The organism is Rhodococcus sp. (in: high G+C Gram-positive bacteria) (assembly GCF_049299235.1).
GTDB lineage: Bacteria > Actinomycetota > Actinomycetes > Mycobacteriales > Mycobacteriaceae > Rhodococcus.
On record NZ_JBAQXC010000004.1, the window covers coordinates 1 to 18,451 of the forward strand.

Sequence of the window (18,451 nt, forward strand, 5' to 3'; positions counted from 1 at the left end):
GCCTCACCGTCCCATGCCGCCGTCACGCCCGGTTCCGCCCGAAGGCCCGCAGGTCATCCGTCGCGACGGTCGTGCCGCACCGCAACAGGCGTGGTCGCAGACCGCGGACCCGGCTCATCGACGCCCGATCGCACCGCCGCCGGGTGGCCGGTCGGCACCCCGGCAGCAGCAGAGGGACTGGGCACCACCGCAGACGCCGCAGCGTTTCAGCGAACCACAGCGTTTCAGCGAACCACAGCGTGACGCCCGAGCGCAGCAGCGTCGGGCATCGAGTCCGCCCGATGCGCCACCGCGCCGACCTCGCCCCGCGCCCTCGTCCGCTCCGCGCAGACCCCGGCCGGGAGCGATCCGCCGGTGGACGCGACGCGTCGCCCTCGCCGTTGTTGCCGTGCTCGTGCTGACGGTCGCCGGGGTGGTCTATCTCGACGGCAAGCTCACCCGCATCGACGTGCTCGCCGACTATCCGGATCGTGTCGCGGACACACCCGGCACCAATTGGCTGCTGGTCGGATCGGACAGTCGCACCGGGCTGACGGCCGAACAGGAACAGGAATTGGCGACCGGCGGTGAGGTCGGGCCGGAACGCACCGACACGATGATCCTGATCCATGTGCCGAGCGGCGGCGGCGCCACCACGATGGTGAGCCTGCCCCGCGACTCGTACGTGTCGATCCCCGGCTACGGGCAGGACAAGTTGAACGCGTCGTTCGCGGTCGGCGGGCCGGCTCTGCTCGCGCAGACCGTCGAGGGCGCGACCGGTGTGCACATCGACCATTACGTCGAGATCGGATTCGGCGGATTCGCCTCGATCGTCGACGCACTCGGCGGTGTCGACATCTGTGTGCCCTATCCGATCGACGATCCGCTGGCCGGGATCAACCTGCCCGCGGGTTGCCAGGAACTGTCGGGGCCGGAGGCGCTCGGCTTCGTCCGCACCCGTGCGACTCCCCTCGCCGATCTGGATCGGATGAACAACCAGCGATTGTTCATGGCGGCGTTGCTGGAGAAGGCGACCGGACTCGGCACGATGCTCAATCCGTTCCGGTTGGTCTCGCTCGCATCCGGAGCGACGGCGACCCTCGAGGTCGACGACGGCTCCCATCTGTGGGACTTGGCGCGACTGGCGTGGGCGATGCGCGGCGAGACGGTGACCACGACGGTGCCGGTCGGCGGATTCGAGGATGTCGCGGGCTCCGGCAATGTGCTGTTGTGGGACCGTGCCCGCGCGATTCCGTTCTTCGAGGCGCTCGTCGACGATCAGCCGATACCCCCGGAATTGCTCGCGCCGACCCCTTGACAAACAGGGCCTCGAGCAAGGTCAGACTTGGCTCACTCTATTGAGCCAAGGCAACGCTGATCTTGGTGAGCGTAGCCTCCACTTGGATGCGCAAGCCTCTGACCTGCACTAACGTGGTTCGCATGACAACCATGGGTGCGATGAACAAGAGCAAGTTCCATTCGCTGCTGCACGATCAGATCCGCAACGAATTCACCGCATCGCACCAGTACATCGCGATCGCCGTGTTCTTCGACAATGCCGATCTGCCGCAACTGGCCAAGCTCTTCTATGCGCAGTCCGTCGAGGAACGCAACCACGCGATGATGATCGTCCAGTACTTCTTGGACCGCGACATGGCCGTCGACCTGACCGGTGTCGACGCCGTGCAGTCGATGTTCGACAGTGCCCGCGAGGCCATCGCTCTCGCACTGGTGCAGGAACAGAAGGTCACCGAGCAGATCGTCGAACTCGCCCGCACCGCGCGCGACGACGGCGACTATCTCGGCGAGCAGTTCATGCAGTGGTTCCTCAAGGAACAGATCGAGGAGGTCGCCACGATGAACACGCTGCTCACGGTCGCCGACCGGGCCGGTACCAGCCTGTTCCACATCGAGGACTTCGTCGCCCGCGAGATCAACAGCACGGTCGCGGCACCAGCCGTGAACGCCCCGGCCGCGGCCGGCGGCACCATCTGAGTTCACCGCCGAGACGACCGGCACCCCCGTGGTGGTGCCGGTCGCGGCACGGTCAGCGCAACGTCACCTGGCGACTGCGGAGGCCGTCCCGGGAACGGCGCTCCGCCGCAGTGAGCGGAGCATCGTCGGCGAGCGCCTCGTCGAGCCGCGCACCGAACTCGACGGTCGCCGCGACCCACTCGTCGGGGTGCTTCTCCGGATCGAGGTCGAACACCGGCACCAGCAGGCCGTGGGTACGGAACGAACCTGCGAACCGGGATCCCTCACCCAGGTTCAGCCCGCCGGCGGCGTGAACCCGCGACAGCGCGGCCATCAGCGCATCTTCGTCTTCCGGCCGCACCCACCGAAGGTGTGCCTTCTCGCCGGCGTCGACCCACCAGGCACCGACGAGTCCGTCACCGGACAACCGCGCGGACGGCATGATCGCCTCGTTGGCGTGCGCGACGGTGTGCGCGACGTCGGCGGCGACCTCGACGCCCTCGGGAATCCACCAGTTGAAGTCCTGATGCACGGTGATCGACGGGACCACGTCCGCGGCGACGAGATCCTGCAGGCGCGGGCTGTCGGCGTCGGAACCGGCCGATTGCAGCGACGTGCCGGTGTCGGCGGTGCGCGCCCACTCGATTGCGGCGCCGAGGTCGGCGGCGGGATCCGAGCCGGGTGCGGCCACCTGGAGACCGACATACGCGGCGACCTCGTCGCCCTCGCCCCGGACGAGTGCGGCGACCGCGCCGGGCAAGACCGTCGCGAGGGTGAGGGTGCGATCCTCCACCGGCGTCACCAGTGGCAGCTCGACCAACGCCGACGGCACGAATTCGCGGAGCGCGACCAGGTCGCATTCGGCGGCGAGCCCTTCGAAGGGGCGAGTCACCGCGGACGACGCCGCTTCCCGGTCGGCACGCCGCTGCTCGAGCTTCGCGGCCCGGTTGCTGCCGGGCTTGGGTCCACTGTTTCTCTTGCTCTTCTTTGCCACCGCGCCAACCTACACGCCGTCCTGCACCGTCAATATCTGCTTGGTGCGTCCAGGGTGGTTCGTGGCGACCCAGCCGACGCCGAGCGCACGGCACAATTCGACGTCGTCGACGTCGTCGACCGTCCAGCAGTAGGTCGCGCGACCCGACGCTGCGGCACGGTCCACGAGATCGCGGTGCTCGCGCAGCGTTGCGATCGACGGTCCGATCGCGGTCGCGCCGACGGTCGTCGCGGCACTGCCTCCCAGGTAGTGCGACGTATCGCCGAGCAGTACGGTCGGCAGCAGGGGGGCGGACCGGCGGATCCGCCACATCGCACTCGCCGCGAACGACATCACCACGACTCGGGAGAAATCCGCCGATGCCGGTGTGGCGAGCCCGAATCGGGCGAGTTCGGCCAGTAACTTCGCTTCGACGAGCGCGCCGTACCGCACCGGATGCTTCGTTTCGACGAACAGCTTCACCGGGGCGCTGGTCCAGTCCAGCATCAATTCGAGGAGTTGCCGCAGGGTCAGCAGCCCGGCCGGTTCGCCCGGATTTCCGTAGTCGAAGGCCGACAGTTCGTCGAGTGTCATCTCGCTGACCACGCCGATGCCCGACGACGTGCGGTCGATGGTGCGATCGTGGACGCACACCAGATGCCCGTCGCGGGTGAGCCGCACATCGCATTCGAGACCGTCGGCGCCCTCCTGTAATGCCAGCTCGTAGGCGGCGAGGGTGTGTTCGGCCTTGGCTGCGGATGCGCCGCGGTGTGCGACGACACGGGGCGCTTCGTGTTCGGTCATGGCGCGGCCGCCCCAGCAGGTTCCGGTTGTTTCGTCGACGGCTCGGAAGGCCCCGCGCGCCCGGCCGGTCCGGTGCTTTCGGCCGCGACCGGGGTGATCGGCGCGATCGGCGAGTGCGCCGGACCGGACGCGACGGTGAGCTGCCGGTATTTCAGCGGCCGGCCTCGCAGGTCCGCGTCGTCGAACAGTCGGAGCACGTGCAGTGTCGCGACGGCGACGATCGCCGCCACCGCGGCGGTCGCGGCGGACAGGACCACTCCGTCGGCGCGGGCCTGCACGGTATCGTGCTGCCGCCACAGCAGGGTGACGACGGCCATCACGGTGCTGACGATCCACAGCACCCACCACGCTCGGATCGCGCGGGTCAGCCGCGGACGGCCGTCGGCGATCTCGGTGAGGAACACCCCCGGGAATGCGAGATTGACCAGTGGTGTTGCGCAGGCGAGAACGATCAGCGCGGGTGGACGTGGATCCGACGTTCCGCGCGCCGCGTACACCCGCTCCCGGACCCGGATCAGTCGCAACGCCGACGCGACGACAGCAGCGAGCGCGACGAGTGGTGCCAGCACCTGCGTCGACCCGACGGCGGCGTCGGACAACGCCAAGGTAATCGGATCGACGAGCCGGGTGCGGTTGAAGAGCAGCAAGCCGTAGCGGGCGGTTTCCGCGAGGGCTGCGAGCGCGAACAGCACTGCGGTCGCGACGAGAAGGGTCGGTGCGAGTTCGGCGAGTCGCTGCGCGCGGTCCGGTTCGTCGACGTTCGCGATCGTGCGGCGGTCGCGGAGCCCCCAGCGTGGCATCTCGTCGTATCGGGGGGTCGGACCCGGCCGGGACGCCTTGGTGCGGTGTGGCGCCGCCGTGCCGGGAGGCGCGGTGGCGACCCAGCGGAAGTTGCGGCGCGAAGGTGGCATCGGGCGCTGTGTGTCCACCGGCGCGAGCAACAGGCCGCGGCAACCGGGGCACCATTGGCGCGGTTGTCCCGTGATCGGCCAGCGGTGTTCGCAGCGAACGCAGATCTGGTAGGGCGGCATCAGTAGATCTTCGCCGGGGTGGCGCCGTCGGAGACCAGCGGCCGGCCGGTGTGCTGCCAGGCCACCATGCCGCCGTCGACCTGGAATGCGTCGAACCCGATGTTGTTCAGGTATTCGACGACCCCGATGGAGCGTCCCCCCTGCCTGCACACGACATAGATTTCGGCGTCGATGTCGATGTCCTCGATCCGGGCGGGCACTTCCCCGCTCGGAATGTGCATCGCGCCCGGTGCATGGCCGAGATCCCATTCGGCGACTTCCCGCACGTCCAGGAGCAGCACACCGTCACCGGACTCGGGAACGTCGTCGACCGACACGGTGGGAACATCGGAGAAGCTCACATCGTCAATAGTGGCACGCGTCATCGGGTGTTGCAGCCGTCGGTGCAACACGGTGCCACCGCCGTGTCACGCGGCCGTTACGGGGCGGCCACATTCGAGGCGAGAAGCAACTCCGAGATCCCCACTGCGCCGGAGTTATCCACAGTTTCCACAGGTTCATCCCCAGTTTTCGGGAGTATCCACAGCTCCTGCCGACACAGCGGGAGCATATTGCTCCTCTGCCCCACGGCACAGTCGAATCGTGCTGTGCCGCATCGGCACCTACCGTCCCACCAGTACCGGTGGTGTGCGACGCGCACGCAGCCGTATCGAACCGAAGGAGCCGAACTGGAAGGATCGGGCTATGGAACTCCGGATTTTCACCGAACCTCAGCAGGGCGCCACCTACACCGATCTTCTCACCGTCGCCCAGACGGCCGAGCGACTCGGATACGGGGCATTTTTCCGTTCCGACCACTACCTCGCCATGAACAGCAAGGGCCTGCCCGGCCCCACCGACGCGTGGATCACGCTGGCCGGCTTGGCCAGGGAAACCTCGACGATCCGTCTCGGCACACTCGTCACGTCCGCAACCTTCCGGCATCCGGGTCCGCTCGCGATCACCGTCGCGCAGGTCGACGCGATGAGCGGCGGTCGTGTCGATTTCGGGTTGGGCGCCGGGTGGTACGAGGAGGAGCATCTCGCCTACGGCATCCCGTTCCCGCCCCTGCAGGAACGTTTCGACAAGCTCGAGGAAACGCTCGCGGTGGTCACGGGTCTGTGGGAAACCCCGGTCGGCAAGACGTTTTCGTACGAGGGCGCCCACCACCGGATTCTTGATTCTCCGGCGCTCGCGAAACCGGCGCAACGGCCGGGTCCGCCGATCATCATCGGCGGCAAGGGTAAGCGCCGCACCCCCGCGCTCGCGGCACGTTTCGCGGACGAGTTCAACGTTCCCTTCGAGTCGGCCGAGGCATCTGCGCAGTTGTTCGCGCGTGTGCGCGACGCCTGCCGCGCCGTGAATCGGGATCCGGCGAGCATGGTGTGGTCGAACGCTCTTGTGCTGTGCTGTGGCCGCACCGAGGAGGAGATCGCGCGCCGCGCCGCGCGGATCGGGCGGGAGGTCGGCGAGCTTCGTGAAAACGGGCTGGCCGGTACCCCGGCAGAGGTGGCCGAGAAGATCCGGCGCTACGCCGAGGTCGGTACCCAACGCATCTACCTGCAGATTCTCGATCTCACCGATCTCGATCAGCTCGAGTTGGTGGCGCAGGAGGTACTACCCGAGGTGCGCTGAGCGGTGCTCACCAGGTGCGCTGAGCGGTGCTCAACAATTGCGCTGAGCGGTGCTCACCAGGTGCGCTGAGCGGTGCTCACCGGATGAACTGAGCGGTGCTCACCAGTCAGTAGCTGCTGGTGGAGCCGAGGAAGGTTTCGATGTCCCGGCTCCACCGTCGGGTGCGTGCACGGTCCAGGCGCCAGCGCGCGAGAGCGAATACAGCGCCGGCGAGCAACACCGATGCGACCCAGCCGGACGCCCCCGCCACCACCGCCGACACCTTCGCGTTCGCGGCGTTCATCGGCGGCAATGCCGGTTCGCCGACCGCATCCACCCAGATCTGCGTTCGGCTGCCGCTGGGCAGGGAAGTATCGACCGTGATGGTGCCGTGCCGCGTTTCGTGGCCCCACGTCCACGATGCAGGCACCTCGAGGGGGCCGGGAATCGCGAACTCGCTGTAGACGACGACGGGAAGTTCCGGGGTGCCGTCGGTTGTGGCCGTCACCAGGGTTCGTTCGGCGAGCTGCTGCGCCGACAACTCGAGTTGGGTATCCCAGACGCGGGCCCCCGCCCATACGGTCATGGGGATCATCGCAACGACGAAGAGGACGAGCGCGGTGGTCAGGCGCGCCTCGATCCGATCGGTGGTGCGGACGAGCCGGTTCCGGTGTCGAGATGCTCGGCGTGCCGTTCGCAAGTACGCCACCGTGCTGTTCCGCATCCCGAATCAGGTCCTTCCCCCGACGAATGTTGCTCTTTCAGGGTGATCGTCCGGTTGGCCGAGATCAAGAAATCGGGCTTATATCACACTGCCGACCGAAAGAATGGCCGTTCAGCCGCTTCCGATGCGGGGTCAGAGACCGAGGCCCACCGGGCAGCTCACACCGGTCGCGTGTACCGGGCAGTAGCCGTTGGGGTTCTTCGCGAGGTACTGCTGGTGGTAGTCCTCGGCGTAGTAGAACTGCGTCAGCGGGGCGATTTCGGTGGTGACGGCGCCGTAGCCTGCAGTTGTCAGACGTGTGCCGAATGCTTCCGCGGTGGCTTCGGCGATTTCGATCTGCGTTTCGTCGAAGGTGTAGATCGCGGACCGGTATTGGGTCCCCTGGTCGTTGCCCTGCCGCATGCCCTGCGTCGGGTCGTGGTTCTCCCAGAACTGCTGCAGGATCTGCCCGTATCCGATCACTCGAGGATCGAAGACGACGAGCACGACCTCGGTGTGTCCGGTGTGTCCGGAGCACACTTCCTCGTAGGTGGGGTTCGGGGTGTAGCCACCCGCATAACCGGCGGCGGTGGAGTACACACCGTCGAGTCCCCAGAATTCCTTTTCGGCACCCCAGAAGCAGCCCATCCCGACGACCGCGGTCTGCAGACCGTCCGGGAACGGTGGTGTGAGGCGATGTCCGTTGACGTGGTGGGCATCGGGAACGGGGACGGGGTCTGGTCGTCCGGGCAGTGCCTGCTCGCGGGTGATCATCACGGATTTGGCGGTTGTGCGGGACAGGATCTCGTCGAACCAGGACATGGCCTCGATGCTACGCGCGCGCATCGCTGTCGGTCCGGGACGCGGCGACGGCGCCGGTCGACGGCGCGCGACGGACCCATCGGTCGGTGATCCAGCGTCCTGCCGGTACCTCGACGAAGCGGTAGAGCGCCTCGGACACGAGGGCGCACACCACCACGAACGCGAGCACGGCGCCGGTGGGACCCAGATGCCCGACGGTGTTCTCGTACACCCGGTACAACACGAGGGTGTGCACGAGGTAGATCGCGAAACTACGGGTCGCGGTCCAGTACACGACGCGGGAGCGGGCGAGCCGGCCGTCGTAGCGGGCGAGCAGCACCACGGTGGCGGTGACCACGACGATCGTCCAGAGGTAGCGGGTGCCCGCCCAGTACACCTGGTAGTCGGTGGCCACCCAGACCACCATGACCTGCGCCAGCATCGCGAACACGAGTCCGCGGGGTCCGGTGAGCCGCGCCCAGCCGAGGTAGATGATCTGGCCGAGGAAGACGGTCGGGAGGGTCGCGGCGATCTTCGACAGGAACGGCACGGCGTACGGGTGCGGGATGTACAGGTTGTAGAAGATCACCAACATGCACACCGCGGCGCCGAGGGTCGGCATCACGATCGGTGCGGCCCGGAGCAGCGGGCGCGCGATCACGCAGTAGAGATAGAACGTGATCTGCACGGCCAGGGTCCACGTCACGCCGAGCACGGCGACTTCCGGTTTCAGAAAGAATCCGCCGAGGACGAAGCTGAGGCCTGCTTCGACGTTGGAGACGCCGGTCTGGCCGCTGAACATGCCGTTGATGCCGAGCCGGACCAGCACGATCGCCGACAGGATCGCGACCCAGAATGCGGGCAGCAACCGGGCGCCGCGCGCGATGAGGAACGGCCGGGCGTCCTGTCGGATCGCCGACCGGGTGATGAGCATGCCGGTCAGCATCATGAAGGCGGCAACACCGAGGAACGAGAGGTGCTGGTTGAGCTTCGCGCCGTCGACGAGTATGTCGTAGACGAGGTCGATCGCCCACCAGCCGGTGCCGAGATCGTCGATCAGATAGAACGAGATGTGCGAATACACGACGGCCAGAACGGCGAGTGTTTTCAGCAGATTCACACCCGGGAACTCGACACGCGGGGCTGGTTCGCCGCGTGCCGGATCGATCGAGAGTGGCCGGAACACCCGGCAATGTTAATGTCTCGTTTACCTTCGGGCCGAATCGGGCGGTGTTTGCGCAGGTGGAGGCCTTGGTCGGAAGGTGAACAGCCCAACGGCCCTCGACGGCGCTGCCACGGGTATGCCGCAACCGGCTGCGAGCGATGGTTGCGGCAGGTGTACTTATGAGTTTGGGTGGATACCCAGAAGTACCGAAAACATGAGCGGGCCGGACCGGTCCGCAGATGGAGGGAACTCTTCGTGGCTGACTACACGCTTCCGGAACTGCCCTACGACTACGCGGCCCTCGAGCCGCACATCTCCGCCAAGATCATGGAGCTCCACCACAGCAAGCACCACGCGGCCTACGTCGCCGGTGCCAACACGGCCCTCGAAAAGCTGGCCGAGGCCCGCGACAACGGCACGATCGCCGCGCAGGCCACCAAGCTGGAGAAGGATCTGGCCTTCCACCTCGGTGGCCACACCAACCACTCGGTGTTCTGGCAGAACCTGTCCCCCGAGGGCGGCGACAAGCCGACCGGTGAGCTCGCTGCCGCCATCGACGACACCTTCGGTTCGTTCGACAAGTTCCGCGACCACTTCTCGGGCAACGCGAACTCGATCCAGGGCTCCGGCTGGTCCATCCTGGCGTGGGATTCGATCGGTCAGCGTCTGCAGATCGTGCAGCTCTACGATCAGCAGGGCAACATCTCCATCGGCCTCGTTCCGCTGCTCATGCTCGACATGTGGGAGCACGCCTTCTACCTGCAGTACCAGAACGTCAAGGGCGACTACGTCAAGGCTTTCTGGAACATCGTGAACTGGGCGGACGTCCAGGCCCGCTTCGAGCGTGCCCGCACCCAGACCGCCGGTCTGATCGTCTAGTCACACCGCACGCTCTGCACAAGGGGGACACCGGAAATCCGGTGTCCCCCTTGTCCGTGACCGCTCCCCGCAATGAAGGGCGGGGCATCCCGAAGTTCCGGTGATCCTTGTCGGTGGCGAGCGATACCGTTGGGGCGCGCTGCGATCCACCGAAGTCGGGAGCGAGCCCGCGCCCGGCAGCACCAACGCAGGAGTCATCGATGGCGATTCATCCGGAGAGCTGGCCCGCGGGGACACCCGTCTGGGTCGACATCTCGATCAGCGACCCCGAGGCCTCGCGCGCGTTCTACGCGGACGTGCTGGGCTGGGAGTTCACGGAGTCGGGCGAGGAGTTCGGCGGTTACTTCATGGCCCTCGTGGACGGCGAGCCCGCCGCGGGACTGGCACCGCCGATGGAGGGGGTGGATGCGCCACCCGGATTCTGGACGACCTACCTGGGAACCGACGACGCCGAGGCCGTGGGCACGGCCGTCACCGGGGCCGGCGGCGGCGTCGCCGTCCCCGCGATGCAGCTCGAGGCGCTCGGCTCGATGGCGGTCTTCACCGACCCGACCGGCGCGGCTTTCGGCGTCTGGCAGTCGGGCGAGCACACCGGTTTCAACGTCTACGACTCGCCGGGTTCGGTCGCCTGGTGCGAGGCGATGGTCGGTGACTTCGAGGACGGCAAGAAGTTCTACTCCACCGTCTTCGGCTACACCTACGACGACATGTCCTCCGGGGACATGAAGTACGCGATGTTCCGCGTGCCCGGCGGCGACCGGCCCGCCGGTGGCATCGGTCTGGTCGAGGGCGACCAGCCGCCCTACTGGTCGGTGACGTTCAACGTCCCCGACGTCGACGCGGCGATCGCGCGCGCCAAAGCCCGCGGATCGCGGGTACTCCTGGAGCCGTACGCGTTCGAGTTCGGTCGGGTCGCGGTCGTCACCGGTCCCGACGGTGAGCCGTTCGGCGTCATCGAACCTCCCACCGAGACACCCGCAATGTGACCCGTCCGCTCACCTTCCGCCAGCAGTCGGGTGAGTGCCGGGAGTCCTTGCGCGGCATCTGGCACTCGGTCCCCCTTGTGTGCCAGCCGGGGAACCGGTCATTCTTCTCATATACCCAACGAGGTGTACCGATCGGCGCTGCGCGCCGACACAACTTCGACAGGGGAGGTCGCGGGATGAACGGACACGAACGAATCGAGCTCGCCGCCTTCCATACCGCCGGGTCGTTGCGCGGATTCGTGGTCTCGGGACGCTGGCCCGAGACGACCCGTGAGTGGACCCAGTTGCTGGCGCTGACTGTGCGTGTCGCGTCACTTCCCGGCCTGCTGCCCACGTCCACGGTTTTCGGGGTGCGCGAGGAACTGCCCGACGACCCGGAGCCCGGCACCGTCGGGCTGGTGGTGGCAGAGGGTCCGGTGTTGGGCGCGGCGGCCGTCGAGCCGGGGCGGTTCGCGGTACATCAGCCACCCGCGCTCATCATGCTGCATCCGCCGTCGGAGACGACGCCGTCGCTGCCCGAGAATGCGGGCGTCGCCTCGGGGTGTGTGCTTCTGCCGGGTCTGCCGCATCTGGGGCTCGAGCATCGCGCGGCATGGGTGGAGGCGGAGGCCGACGGCACGGTGACGGCCCTGGTCAGCCGCGTGGGCGTGGATCCCAACAGCGACCCCGACACCGCGATTCTGGCGATGCTGCTCGCCGCATGACCCGTTCCCGCATTCACGAGTTCGGGTCTCCAAACTTATTGTGTCCTTTGCCATTTCATGCTCTGCGCGCTATCGTTTCCGCAGCGAAGGGGAGTAGCCCCCAATCGCTCGGTCGACACACTGGCACGAACCCACCCGGGTCCGGCCCGGCCGGGTGAACCGGACCGATCAGCTCCGGTGGGCGAGACCTTCGGTCGTCGATGCGTCCCGCGTCGGCGTCCGGAGGAAGCCCATTTCCTCCATCACGACAGGAGGACAGCCGGATGCTCGCCGCGATCGCACTCAGCTTCGCAGTCATCTTCGTTGCCGAACTCGGCGACAAATCCCAGCTCATGGCGATGACGTTCGCCTTGCGCTATCGCTGGTGGGTGGTGCTGTCCGGCATTCTGGTGGCGACCACCACGGTGCATCTGGTCTCGGTCGCCGTCGGCCACTATCTCGGCGTCGCAATCCCGTCCGCCGCCCTCGCGATCGTCGGCGGTATTGCCTTCGTGTTCTTCGGACTGTGGACGCTGCGCGGCGATTCGCTCGACGAGGAGGAGCAGAACAAGGCCGCCCGGGTCACCCGGTCGGCGTTCCTGGCCGTCACCTCCGCGTTCTTCCTGGCCGAACTCGGCGACAAGACGATGCTCGCCACCATCACGCTGGCGGCGGACAACAACTGGGCGGGCGTGTGGATCGGGTCGACGATCGGCATGGTCGCGGCCGACGCCCTCGCGGTCGTTGTCGGCGCACTGCTCGGTAAGCATCTGCCGGAGAACACGATCCGGCTCGGCGCGGCCGCCTTGTTCTTCGCATTCGGCGCCTGGATGCTCGGTGAGGGGTTGGCGCCGGAGACGCCTGCCGGCTTCATCGCCGGTGGTGCGACACTCGCCGCAGCAGTGGTGGCCGCCGTGGTCCGCGGGTACCTGCGGGGGCGCCGGAGCGCCGACGAACCGTACGTTCCCGTCGACCACTGAGCCGGCTTCCGCACCCGATCCACCGATCACACGTCGCCCAACTCGGTGACCGACGGGAGTATGCTTGCCGATAGGCAAATACTTTCGGAGGTTACCGTGGACGACGACAGCGCACGATTCGACGGCACCCGATTCGACACCGACGAGATCGCGCGGCTACGCGTCACCTTCGGCAAGATCGCCCGCCGCGTCGACCGTCGCTCGTCCGGCGAGGACGGCCTCACCCGCACCCAGTTCTCGCTGCTATCCACCGTGGCCAGGCACAACGAGATCGGCGTGCGCGAACTCGCCGACATCGAAGGCCTCAACCCGACGATGCTGTCGCGGATGCTCGGCAAACTCGAGGACGCCGACCTGCTCACCCGCTCCCCCGCTGCCGACGACAAACGTGTGGTGCTGGCGCGCATCACCGAAGCCGGCCGCGAACGATTTCTGCACCTACGCGAAGTCCGGACCGCACTGTTCGCCGAAAACCTGAACGCACTGTCCGACGAACACAGCGAAACGATCCGCCTGGCGCTGCCCGCGCTGGAAGCCCTCGCCGCGAGCATGACCGATCCGGGGTGCCGCCCGTGACAGTCCTCGCCGACCTGCGCGGCCAGACCTTCGCCGCGATGCGCGGCCCGAACTTCCGCCGCTACATCACTGGCCAGGTGGTCTCCCTGATCGGCACCTGGATGCAGACCATCGCCCAGTCGTGGCTGGTCCTTCAACTGACCGGCTCCGGCACCGCGATCGGTGTGGTGCTCGCACTGCAAACCGTGCCGATGCTGCTCATCGGTCCCTACGGCGGCGTCGTCGCCGACCGGGTCGACAAACGCAAGCTCATGATCGGGCTGCAGACGATGATGGGCGTGCAAGCACTGATCCTCGGTCTACTGACCGTCACCGGCACCGTCGAACTGTGGCACGTGTGGGTGCTCGCCGTGGCACTCGGGCTGAATCAGTGTTTCGAGAATCCCGCCCGCCAGTCGTTCATGCTCGACATGGTCGGCCCCGACGACCTGCGCAATGCCGTGAGTCTGCAGTCCGTGCTGGCCTCGTGCGCGCGCATGGTCGGGCCGGCGGTCGCCGGCCTGGTCATCGCCGCCGGAGGCATCGGCGTCTGCTTCCTGCTCAACGCGGCCAGCTTCGTCGCCGTCGTCACGTCGCTGCTCCGTCTCGACGTGACCCGACTGAACCCGACGCCCCCAGCCCGGCGGGTACGCGGCCAACTGCGTGAGGGCCTGACATATGTGCGGCGCAGCCCGAATCTCGCGGTCCCGCTGCTCATGATGGCGCTCGTCGGCTGCCTCGCCTTCGAATTCCAGGTCGTTCTGCCCGTCGTCGCGGACCAGGTACTGCTCGCCGGAGCGGGCGGCTACGGGCTTCTGACCGCCGCGATGGGCGCTGGCTCGATCGTCGGTGGGCTCGTGATCGCCACGTGGGGCCGCACCGGCATCGAACCGCTGCTGGTGACGGCACTCGCCTTCGGTGTCGTCATGGCGGCCGCTGCGGCCGCACCGAACCTCGGCCTCATGGTCGCCGCGATGCTGCTCGTCGGCGGACTGAGCACCGCGTTCACCGCGACCACGAACAGTTCCCTGCAACTCGCGTCGGATCCGGCGATGCGCGGCCGTGTCATGGCGTTGTGGTCGGTCGCGTTCCTCGGTTCCACCGCGATCGGCGGTCCCCTCGCCGGGTGGGTCAGTGAGGAGTTCGGCGGCCGAGCCGGGTTATTGCTCGGCGCCCTCGCCTGCGTGGTCGCGGCCGGACTGGGCGCGCTACTGCTGGTGCGCGGCCGCAGGCGCGCCCTCGAACCACTTTCCTTGTCGGCCAACGAAAGTCGCCCGTAACTCCCGGCATCCCTGCCACCGCGCTAGGGTTCGACCAAACTGGGGTTCGAACCAAACTGGGGTTCGAACCAGGACCAGGTGCGCCGACAGGGCGCCGGAACAGGAGTACGGCAGTGGAAATTCAGGGAACCGCAGCGCTGGTCACCGGAGCGGCCTCCGGACTCGGCGCGGCCACCGCGAAGCGCCTCACCGACGCGGGCGCAACCGTGTTCGGCCTCGACCTCGCCCAGTCCATCGAGCGGGTCGGCGGCAAGGCACCCGAGGGTGTGACGCTGCTCGCCACCGACGTCACCAGCGCCGACGAAGTGCAAGCGGCGGTCGACACGATCGTTGCGTCGGGTGTGCCGCTGCGGATCGTCGTCAACTGTGCCGGTGTCGGCTGGGCCGGGCGCATCCTGTCGAAGAACGGCCCGCACGACCTCGAGTTGTTCCGCACGGTCATCACGGTGAACCTGCTGGGTACGTTCAACGTGATGCGCTTGGCCGCGGACGCCGTCGCCAAGACCGACCCGGTCGACGACGCCGGTCAGCGCGGCGTCATCGTCAACACCGCATCCGTCGCGGCATTCGAGGGGCAGATCGGGCAGATCGCGTATTCCGCATCCAAGGGCGGTGTGCACGGGATGACCGTCCCGGCGGCCCGCGACCTCGCGCAGTTCGGTATCCGCGTCAACACGATCGCCCCCGGAATCGTCGACACCCCGATGCTCGCCGGTGTCACCGAGGAGTACCGCAAGGGCCTCGAGTCGGGTGTGCCGTTCCCGTCGCGTCTGGCCCAGCCCGCCGAGTACGCGCAGCTCGTGCAGATGATCGTCGAGCACGACTACCTCAACGGCGAGACCATCCGTATGGACGGCGCGCTGCGTATGGCACCCCGCTGATCTGAACACCACCGAACCCGAACACCACCGGCGACGGACGCCGCTCCCACACCCCGAGGAAGCGGTGTCCGTCGCCGGTACCAGGACCGCCTATCCGCCCGTACCGTCGGCGGGCAGTCCGGGGTTGGTGGTATCGGCGGATCCTGTTCCGAGCCGATTGGCGAACTCGCACAAGAGCGACAGTGCCAACGCGGCCGCGCCACTCGATCCCGTGCCGCCGTCTCCGATCCCACAACCCGACGCGTACGCAGGGTGTCGCAGCGAGTCGACGGCAGACGAGGACGGAGTGGGCGCGGGAGCCGCGACCGCGACGGCGGTCGGTACGAAACCGACAGCGACGGTGAGTGCGGCGACAACCAGAGTTCTACGCAACTTGACGAGCCTTTCGTGGTGGATCGGCGAGCCCGGCTCGCCGGCCGACGACTAGATCGGGAACAGGTACGAATTCGGGAGCAGCGAGAAAGAACGCTGATGGAGGGCCAATGCATCCGCGACACGTGAGCGGATTGTGCCCCTCCCGGCACGGGGAACACCTGCCACCGATACGGCGATCACTGCCGCGGTGGCGCACAGTACGGCGACGCCGACAAGGGCGGCAGAGATCAACGACGTGCGCAGCATATACGTCCTCCGATACAGGCCGAATCCACAGTGGATACGAAAAATTCAGTGCCGGTAGAACTTCGGCTGATCGTCCGGCACCGACCTCGAATCACTTGAACAGCAATCTATATCGATGTGACGCCGTCCACCACAGGTACCGGGCGAATTGATTCGTTCGGCGGACACCCGCCTCGCGGCGTCGTCAGAGGTCGTCTATGTTCGGAATCTCCTGCACCGCACGGTCGGTCATCCATTCACGCAGGATTTTCGTCGCGACGACATCGTCTTCGTTGTATTCGAGCAGTCGTTGCCGCTGCGTCGGATCGGACATCCCGTCGTACCCGACGGCCGCGCGGTACCAGCTCATCGACGCCTCGCCACCGGCTTCGTCGTCGCGCCATCGGTGGCCGGCGAGTGGCGCTATCTTCTTGAGCCCCTTGCCGTTCGGACACACGAACTGGTCCGTCACGACCTGGTACACGTCGACCCACTGGGGCGAGTCGATGAACGCGCGTACCTCGGCTTCACTCGGCACTCCGGGGCGGCCACGAAACCTGCGCGCCGACGACAACAACCACTTGTCTTCGGCACTACGTGAATAGCAATATGCAGCAAACGTTTTCCCGCGACGCTCCGCAACCTTCCGCTGATCCGACAGCCACGCCCAGAATTCACCGAACGAGCGGGCCTCGTCCCCGGTGGGCAGCGGATCCCACGTCACGAACGGCCGGTACACGGCCGCACCGCCCTCGTTGTGCAGCGTCCCCCACAGGTATGCACCGAGCTCGTGGTAGCTCTCCATGTCGACGTCGACTTCGATGTCCGCGCGGTGCACGTGCACGTGCGGGTAGCGCCGCACCAGCGGAGCCCCCGCCAACCATGCCTTCGCGGACACCACACTGTCCGCGAACGACCCCTGCGGCCACACTTCGGGTGCCGCCCCGTCCCACCGTGCCAGCTCGTCGACGGTCCACACCCCGAGTTCACGCAGTACCGTCGCCCGCTGGCCGGGGGCCACCAGCGACACGTCGTGCGCCGCGACGAGTTGCTCACGGCACCGACCCCACCACGGGCAGGTCCGGCATTCCGCGATCTGCGCCGGTGCGGTGGCGACCTCACCGCGCGCGATCGCGATCCGGTCCACGAACCGCTCGTCGTAGTCTCCGAGCACCTCGGACAGGTCGTGCACCAAGATGCAGTCGCCGCCGTATCCGACCGCCCCCGCCACCGGCACGGGGCTGGCCAGTCCGTGCCGCTCGAGCATCCGGTACAGGTGCGCGAGGCGCATCTGGTCGCGGGGCTGGCTACGGACCTTGCGGGTCTCGTCGACCGCGGGTTCCCACGCGAACAACCCGGTCGTGGTCGCCCCGCGACCCGGATCGGTGACCTTGTGATTGACGACGATCACCGGAATGTAGCCACCGCGGTCGCTGTCGCGCAGCAGAATCTCGGACCGGCCGCGGCGTCCCGCTTCCCGGTCGGACGGCAGCACCGCACCCCAGATCCGGTCCGCCCCCGCACGGCACGCCCGGATCGTGTCCTCGGCGCGGCGGGATGCCGGCTGGTCGGCGGAGATCTGCACCCAGCCGGGCTGGGCGTCGAACAATTGCCCACGGATCACGTCGCGGTGTGCGGCGGCGGCGTCCTGCCGCTGTTTCGCTCCGGAGTGTTCCGGTGTCACCGCCAAGTCCTCGGGAAATGTCGCGTCCAGATACACCCGGTGACGGCACCTCGTCAGCGCGCTCGCGTCGATCAGGACGGGCGATCTCCGCTTTTCGATGGGTGCATTCACAACGATCCACAGTATTCGTCCTAAGGTGAACCGATACCACCGGCACAGGCGGCCCGCTTTTCGGGCGCTGCTGCGCCGTCACACCGAATGGAGGGTGCTGTTCGATGGCGTTGTTCAACCGGCGGAAGCGTCGCGCCACCCGCAAGGCCGAGGCGAAAGCCCTCAAACACAAGGCCGCGCTCGAAGCGAAACTCGGCGCGAAAAATCAGTCGAAACGGGACCGGCGGGCCGCGAAGGCGCAGGCCAAGACCGACAAGGAACTCGTGCGGTCGCAGACCCGCATCGAGAAGCAGCAGGTCGCCACCCTCAAGGCACAGGAGAAGGCGGTCGCATCGCAGGGCTTCACCGCGGCGAAGGTGCGCCGCTATCTCGGGGTCGCGCGTTTGCTGGCGCCGGTCCTGGTGCCGCTGATCTACCAGGCCGTGACCGCGCTGCGCGGCCAGCTGGACGCACGCCGGGCGCAGCGCATGGGCATCGCGATCGACCAGCTCGGCGAGTACACCGGGCACGGCGCACGGCTCAGTGCCCGCGTCGCGGGTGCCGAACAGTCCGTCGCCAAGATCGTCGAGCGGCATCCGCAGGATGCCGAAACCAAAAAGTTCGCCGACGCCATCCGCGCCCGGCTCGCCGACCTGACCACGGCGATCGGTGCGGCCGAGCAGATGCCCGCCCAGCGCCGCCGTTCGGCGCACGCAGCGATCTCCGCCGAACTCGACGGCATCGAAGCCGACCTGCTCGCTCGCCTCGGCGTGCGCTGAGCGAACCGTGTCGACCGGTCCGATCCTGCGC

Annotated in this window: 19 protein-coding genes; 11 read left to right on the forward strand and 8 right to left on the reverse strand. The window is 67.4% G+C overall.

Annotated features, from left to right (window positions below; translation table 11 throughout):
- Together WAX14_RS00155 and WAX14_RS00160 are read left to right on the forward strand one after the other, a co-directional pair.
- Positions 1-1,297 (forward strand): LCP family protein (locus WAX14_RS00155; protein ID WP_422626079.1); only part of this gene is annotated, 1,297 nt, incomplete at its 5' end.
- Between the two features lie 122 nt (positions 1,298-1,419).
- Positions 1,420-1,974, forward strand: coding sequence for a ferritin (locus tag WAX14_RS00160; protein ID WP_422626080.1), 555 nt, complete (start codon positions 1,420-1,422; stop codon positions 1,972-1,974).
- Between the two features lie 52 nt (positions 1,975-2,026).
- Here the strand turns inward: WAX14_RS00160 and WAX14_RS00165 are convergent, their stop codons facing one another.
- From WAX14_RS00165 to WAX14_RS00180, 4 genes are all read right to left on the reverse strand, one after another.
- Complete coding sequence (locus WAX14_RS00165) at positions 2,027-2,947, reverse strand: DUF5926 family protein (protein ID WP_422626081.1); 921 nt, start codon at positions 2,945-2,947, stop codon at positions 2,027-2,029.
- A gap of 9 nt (positions 2,948-2,956) precedes the next feature.
- Positions 2,957-3,730 (reverse strand): glycerophosphodiester phosphodiesterase family protein, encoded by a 774-nt coding sequence (locus WAX14_RS00170; RefSeq protein WP_422626082.1) that lies wholly within the window; start codon positions 3,728-3,730, stop codon positions 2,957-2,959.
- Positions 3,727-4,641 carry a DUF4328 domain-containing protein gene (locus tag WAX14_RS00175; RefSeq protein WP_422626083.1) on the reverse strand — a complete coding sequence of 305 codons (915 nt, stop codon included), beginning with the start codon at positions 4,639-4,641 and terminating at the stop codon, positions 3,727-3,729. The genes WAX14_RS00170 and WAX14_RS00175 overlap by 4 nt, the downstream gene beginning before the upstream one ends.
- A 119-nt stretch (positions 4,642-4,760) precedes the next feature.
- A complete protein-coding gene (locus WAX14_RS00180; protein WP_422626084.1) occupies positions 4,761-5,102 on the reverse strand; it encodes a rhodanese-like domain-containing protein in 342 nt (113 codons plus the stop codon).
- Positions 5,103-5,445: 343 nt separating this feature from the next.
- Here WAX14_RS00180 and WAX14_RS00185 point away from each other — a divergent pair, with 343 nt between their 5' ends.
- Entirely contained in the window at positions 5,446-6,375 is a 930-nt protein-coding gene (locus WAX14_RS00185) for an LLM class F420-dependent oxidoreductase (protein ID WP_422626085.1), read from the forward strand.
- Between the two features lie 106 nt (positions 6,376-6,481).
- On the opposite strand, the gene WAX14_RS00190 is transcribed toward WAX14_RS00185, so the two are convergent.
- The 3 genes from WAX14_RS00190 to WAX14_RS00200 form a co-directional block, all read right to left on the reverse strand.
- Entirely contained in the window at positions 6,482-7,063 is a 582-nt protein-coding gene (locus tag WAX14_RS00190) for a hypothetical protein (RefSeq protein ID WP_422626086.1), read from the reverse strand.
- A gap of 147 nt (positions 7,064-7,210) precedes the next feature.
- Positions 7,211-7,879, reverse strand: a complete 669-nt coding sequence (gene msrA, locus WAX14_RS00195; RefSeq protein WP_422626087.1) for a peptide-methionine (S)-S-oxide reductase MsrA — start codon at positions 7,877-7,879, stop codon at positions 7,211-7,213.
- A gap of 10 nt (positions 7,880-7,889) precedes the next feature.
- On the reverse strand, positions 7,890-8,978 hold the full coding sequence (locus WAX14_RS00200; protein WP_422626088.1) for an acyltransferase family protein: 1,089 nt from the start codon (positions 8,976-8,978) through the stop codon (positions 7,890-7,892).
- 300 nt (positions 8,979-9,278) lie between these two features.
- Between WAX14_RS00200 and WAX14_RS00205 the strand changes: the two genes are divergently transcribed.
- From WAX14_RS00205 to WAX14_RS00235, 7 genes are all read left to right on the forward strand, one after another.
- Positions 9,279-9,902, forward strand: a complete 624-nt coding sequence (locus WAX14_RS00205) for a superoxide dismutase (RefSeq protein ID WP_422626089.1) — start codon at positions 9,279-9,281, stop codon at positions 9,900-9,902.
- Between the two features lie 200 nt (positions 9,903-10,102).
- Positions 10,103-10,888 carry a VOC family protein gene (locus WAX14_RS00210; RefSeq protein WP_422626090.1) on the forward strand — a complete coding sequence of 262 codons (786 nt, stop codon included), beginning with the start codon at positions 10,103-10,105 and terminating at the stop codon, positions 10,886-10,888.
- A gap of 176 nt (positions 10,889-11,064) precedes the next feature.
- Positions 11,065-11,592 (forward strand): peptidase, encoded by a 528-nt coding sequence (locus WAX14_RS00215; RefSeq protein ID WP_422626091.1) that lies wholly within the window; start codon positions 11,065-11,067, stop codon positions 11,590-11,592.
- Between the two features lie 263 nt (positions 11,593-11,855).
- Positions 11,856-12,551, forward strand: a complete 696-nt coding sequence (locus WAX14_RS00220; RefSeq protein WP_422626092.1) for a TMEM165/GDT1 family protein — start codon at positions 11,856-11,858, stop codon at positions 12,549-12,551.
- 96 nt (positions 12,552-12,647) lie between these two features.
- Positions 12,648-13,127 (forward strand): MarR family winged helix-turn-helix transcriptional regulator, encoded by a 480-nt coding sequence (locus tag WAX14_RS00225; RefSeq protein ID WP_422626093.1) that lies wholly within the window; start codon positions 12,648-12,650, stop codon positions 13,125-13,127.
- Positions 13,124-14,386: an MFS transporter gene (locus WAX14_RS00230; RefSeq protein ID WP_422626094.1), complete on the forward strand. Its 1,263-nt coding sequence runs from the start codon at positions 13,124-13,126 to the stop codon at positions 14,384-14,386. The genes WAX14_RS00225 and WAX14_RS00230 overlap by 4 nt, the downstream gene beginning before the upstream one ends.
- Positions 14,387-14,499: 113 nt before the next feature.
- Entirely contained in the window at positions 14,500-15,267 is a 768-nt protein-coding gene (locus WAX14_RS00235) for an SDR family NAD(P)-dependent oxidoreductase (protein ID WP_422626095.1), read from the forward strand.
- An 805-nt stretch (positions 15,268-16,072) separates the two neighbouring features.
- Here WAX14_RS00235 and WAX14_RS00240 read toward each other — a convergent pair.
- The gene (locus WAX14_RS00240) at positions 16,073-17,626 is read right to left on the reverse strand and encodes a TM0106 family RecB-like putative nuclease (RefSeq protein ID WP_422626097.1); all 1,554 of its coding nucleotides are present in this window, start codon (positions 17,624-17,626) and stop codon (positions 16,073-16,075) included.
- A gap of 140 nt (positions 17,627-17,766) precedes the next feature.
- Here WAX14_RS00240 and WAX14_RS00245 point away from each other — a divergent pair, with 140 nt between their 5' ends.
- Positions 17,767-18,420 (forward strand): DUF6474 family protein, encoded by a 654-nt coding sequence (locus WAX14_RS00245; protein WP_422626096.1) that lies wholly within the window; start codon positions 17,767-17,769, stop codon positions 18,418-18,420.
- The last annotated feature ends 31 nt before the right edge of the window (positions 18,421-18,451 follow it).

Bases quoted from the DNA above. Each gene is read 5' to 3' on its own strand.
- WAX14_RS00160 (WP_422626080.1), top strand. From the start codon at position 1,420: ATGACAACCATGGGTGCGATGAACAAGAGCAAGTTCCATTCGCTGCTG.
- WAX14_RS00170 (WP_422626082.1), bottom strand. From the start codon at position 3,730: ATGACCGAACACGAAGCGCCCCGTGTCGTCGCACACCGCGGCGCATCC.
- WAX14_RS00175 (WP_422626083.1), bottom strand. From the start codon at position 4,641: ATGCCACCTTCGCGCCGCAACTTCCGCTGGGTCGCCACCGCGCCTCCC.
- WAX14_RS00185 (WP_422626085.1), top strand. From the start codon at position 5,446: ATGGAACTCCGGATTTTCACCGAACCTCAGCAGGGCGCCACCTACACC.
- msrA (WP_422626087.1), bottom strand. From the start codon at position 7,879: ATGTCCTGGTTCGACGAGATCCTGTCCCGCACAACCGCCAAATCCGTG.
- WAX14_RS00210 (WP_422626090.1), top strand. From the start codon at position 10,103: ATGGCGATTCATCCGGAGAGCTGGCCCGCGGGGACACCCGTCTGGGTC.
- WAX14_RS00215 (WP_422626091.1), top strand. From the start codon at position 11,065: ATGAACGGACACGAACGAATCGAGCTCGCCGCCTTCCATACCGCCGGG.
- WAX14_RS00220 (WP_422626092.1), top strand. From the start codon at position 11,856: ATGCTCGCCGCGATCGCACTCAGCTTCGCAGTCATCTTCGTTGCCGAA.
- WAX14_RS00245 (WP_422626096.1), top strand. From the start codon at position 17,767: ATGGCGTTGTTCAACCGGCGGAAGCGTCGCGCCACCCGCAAGGCCGAG.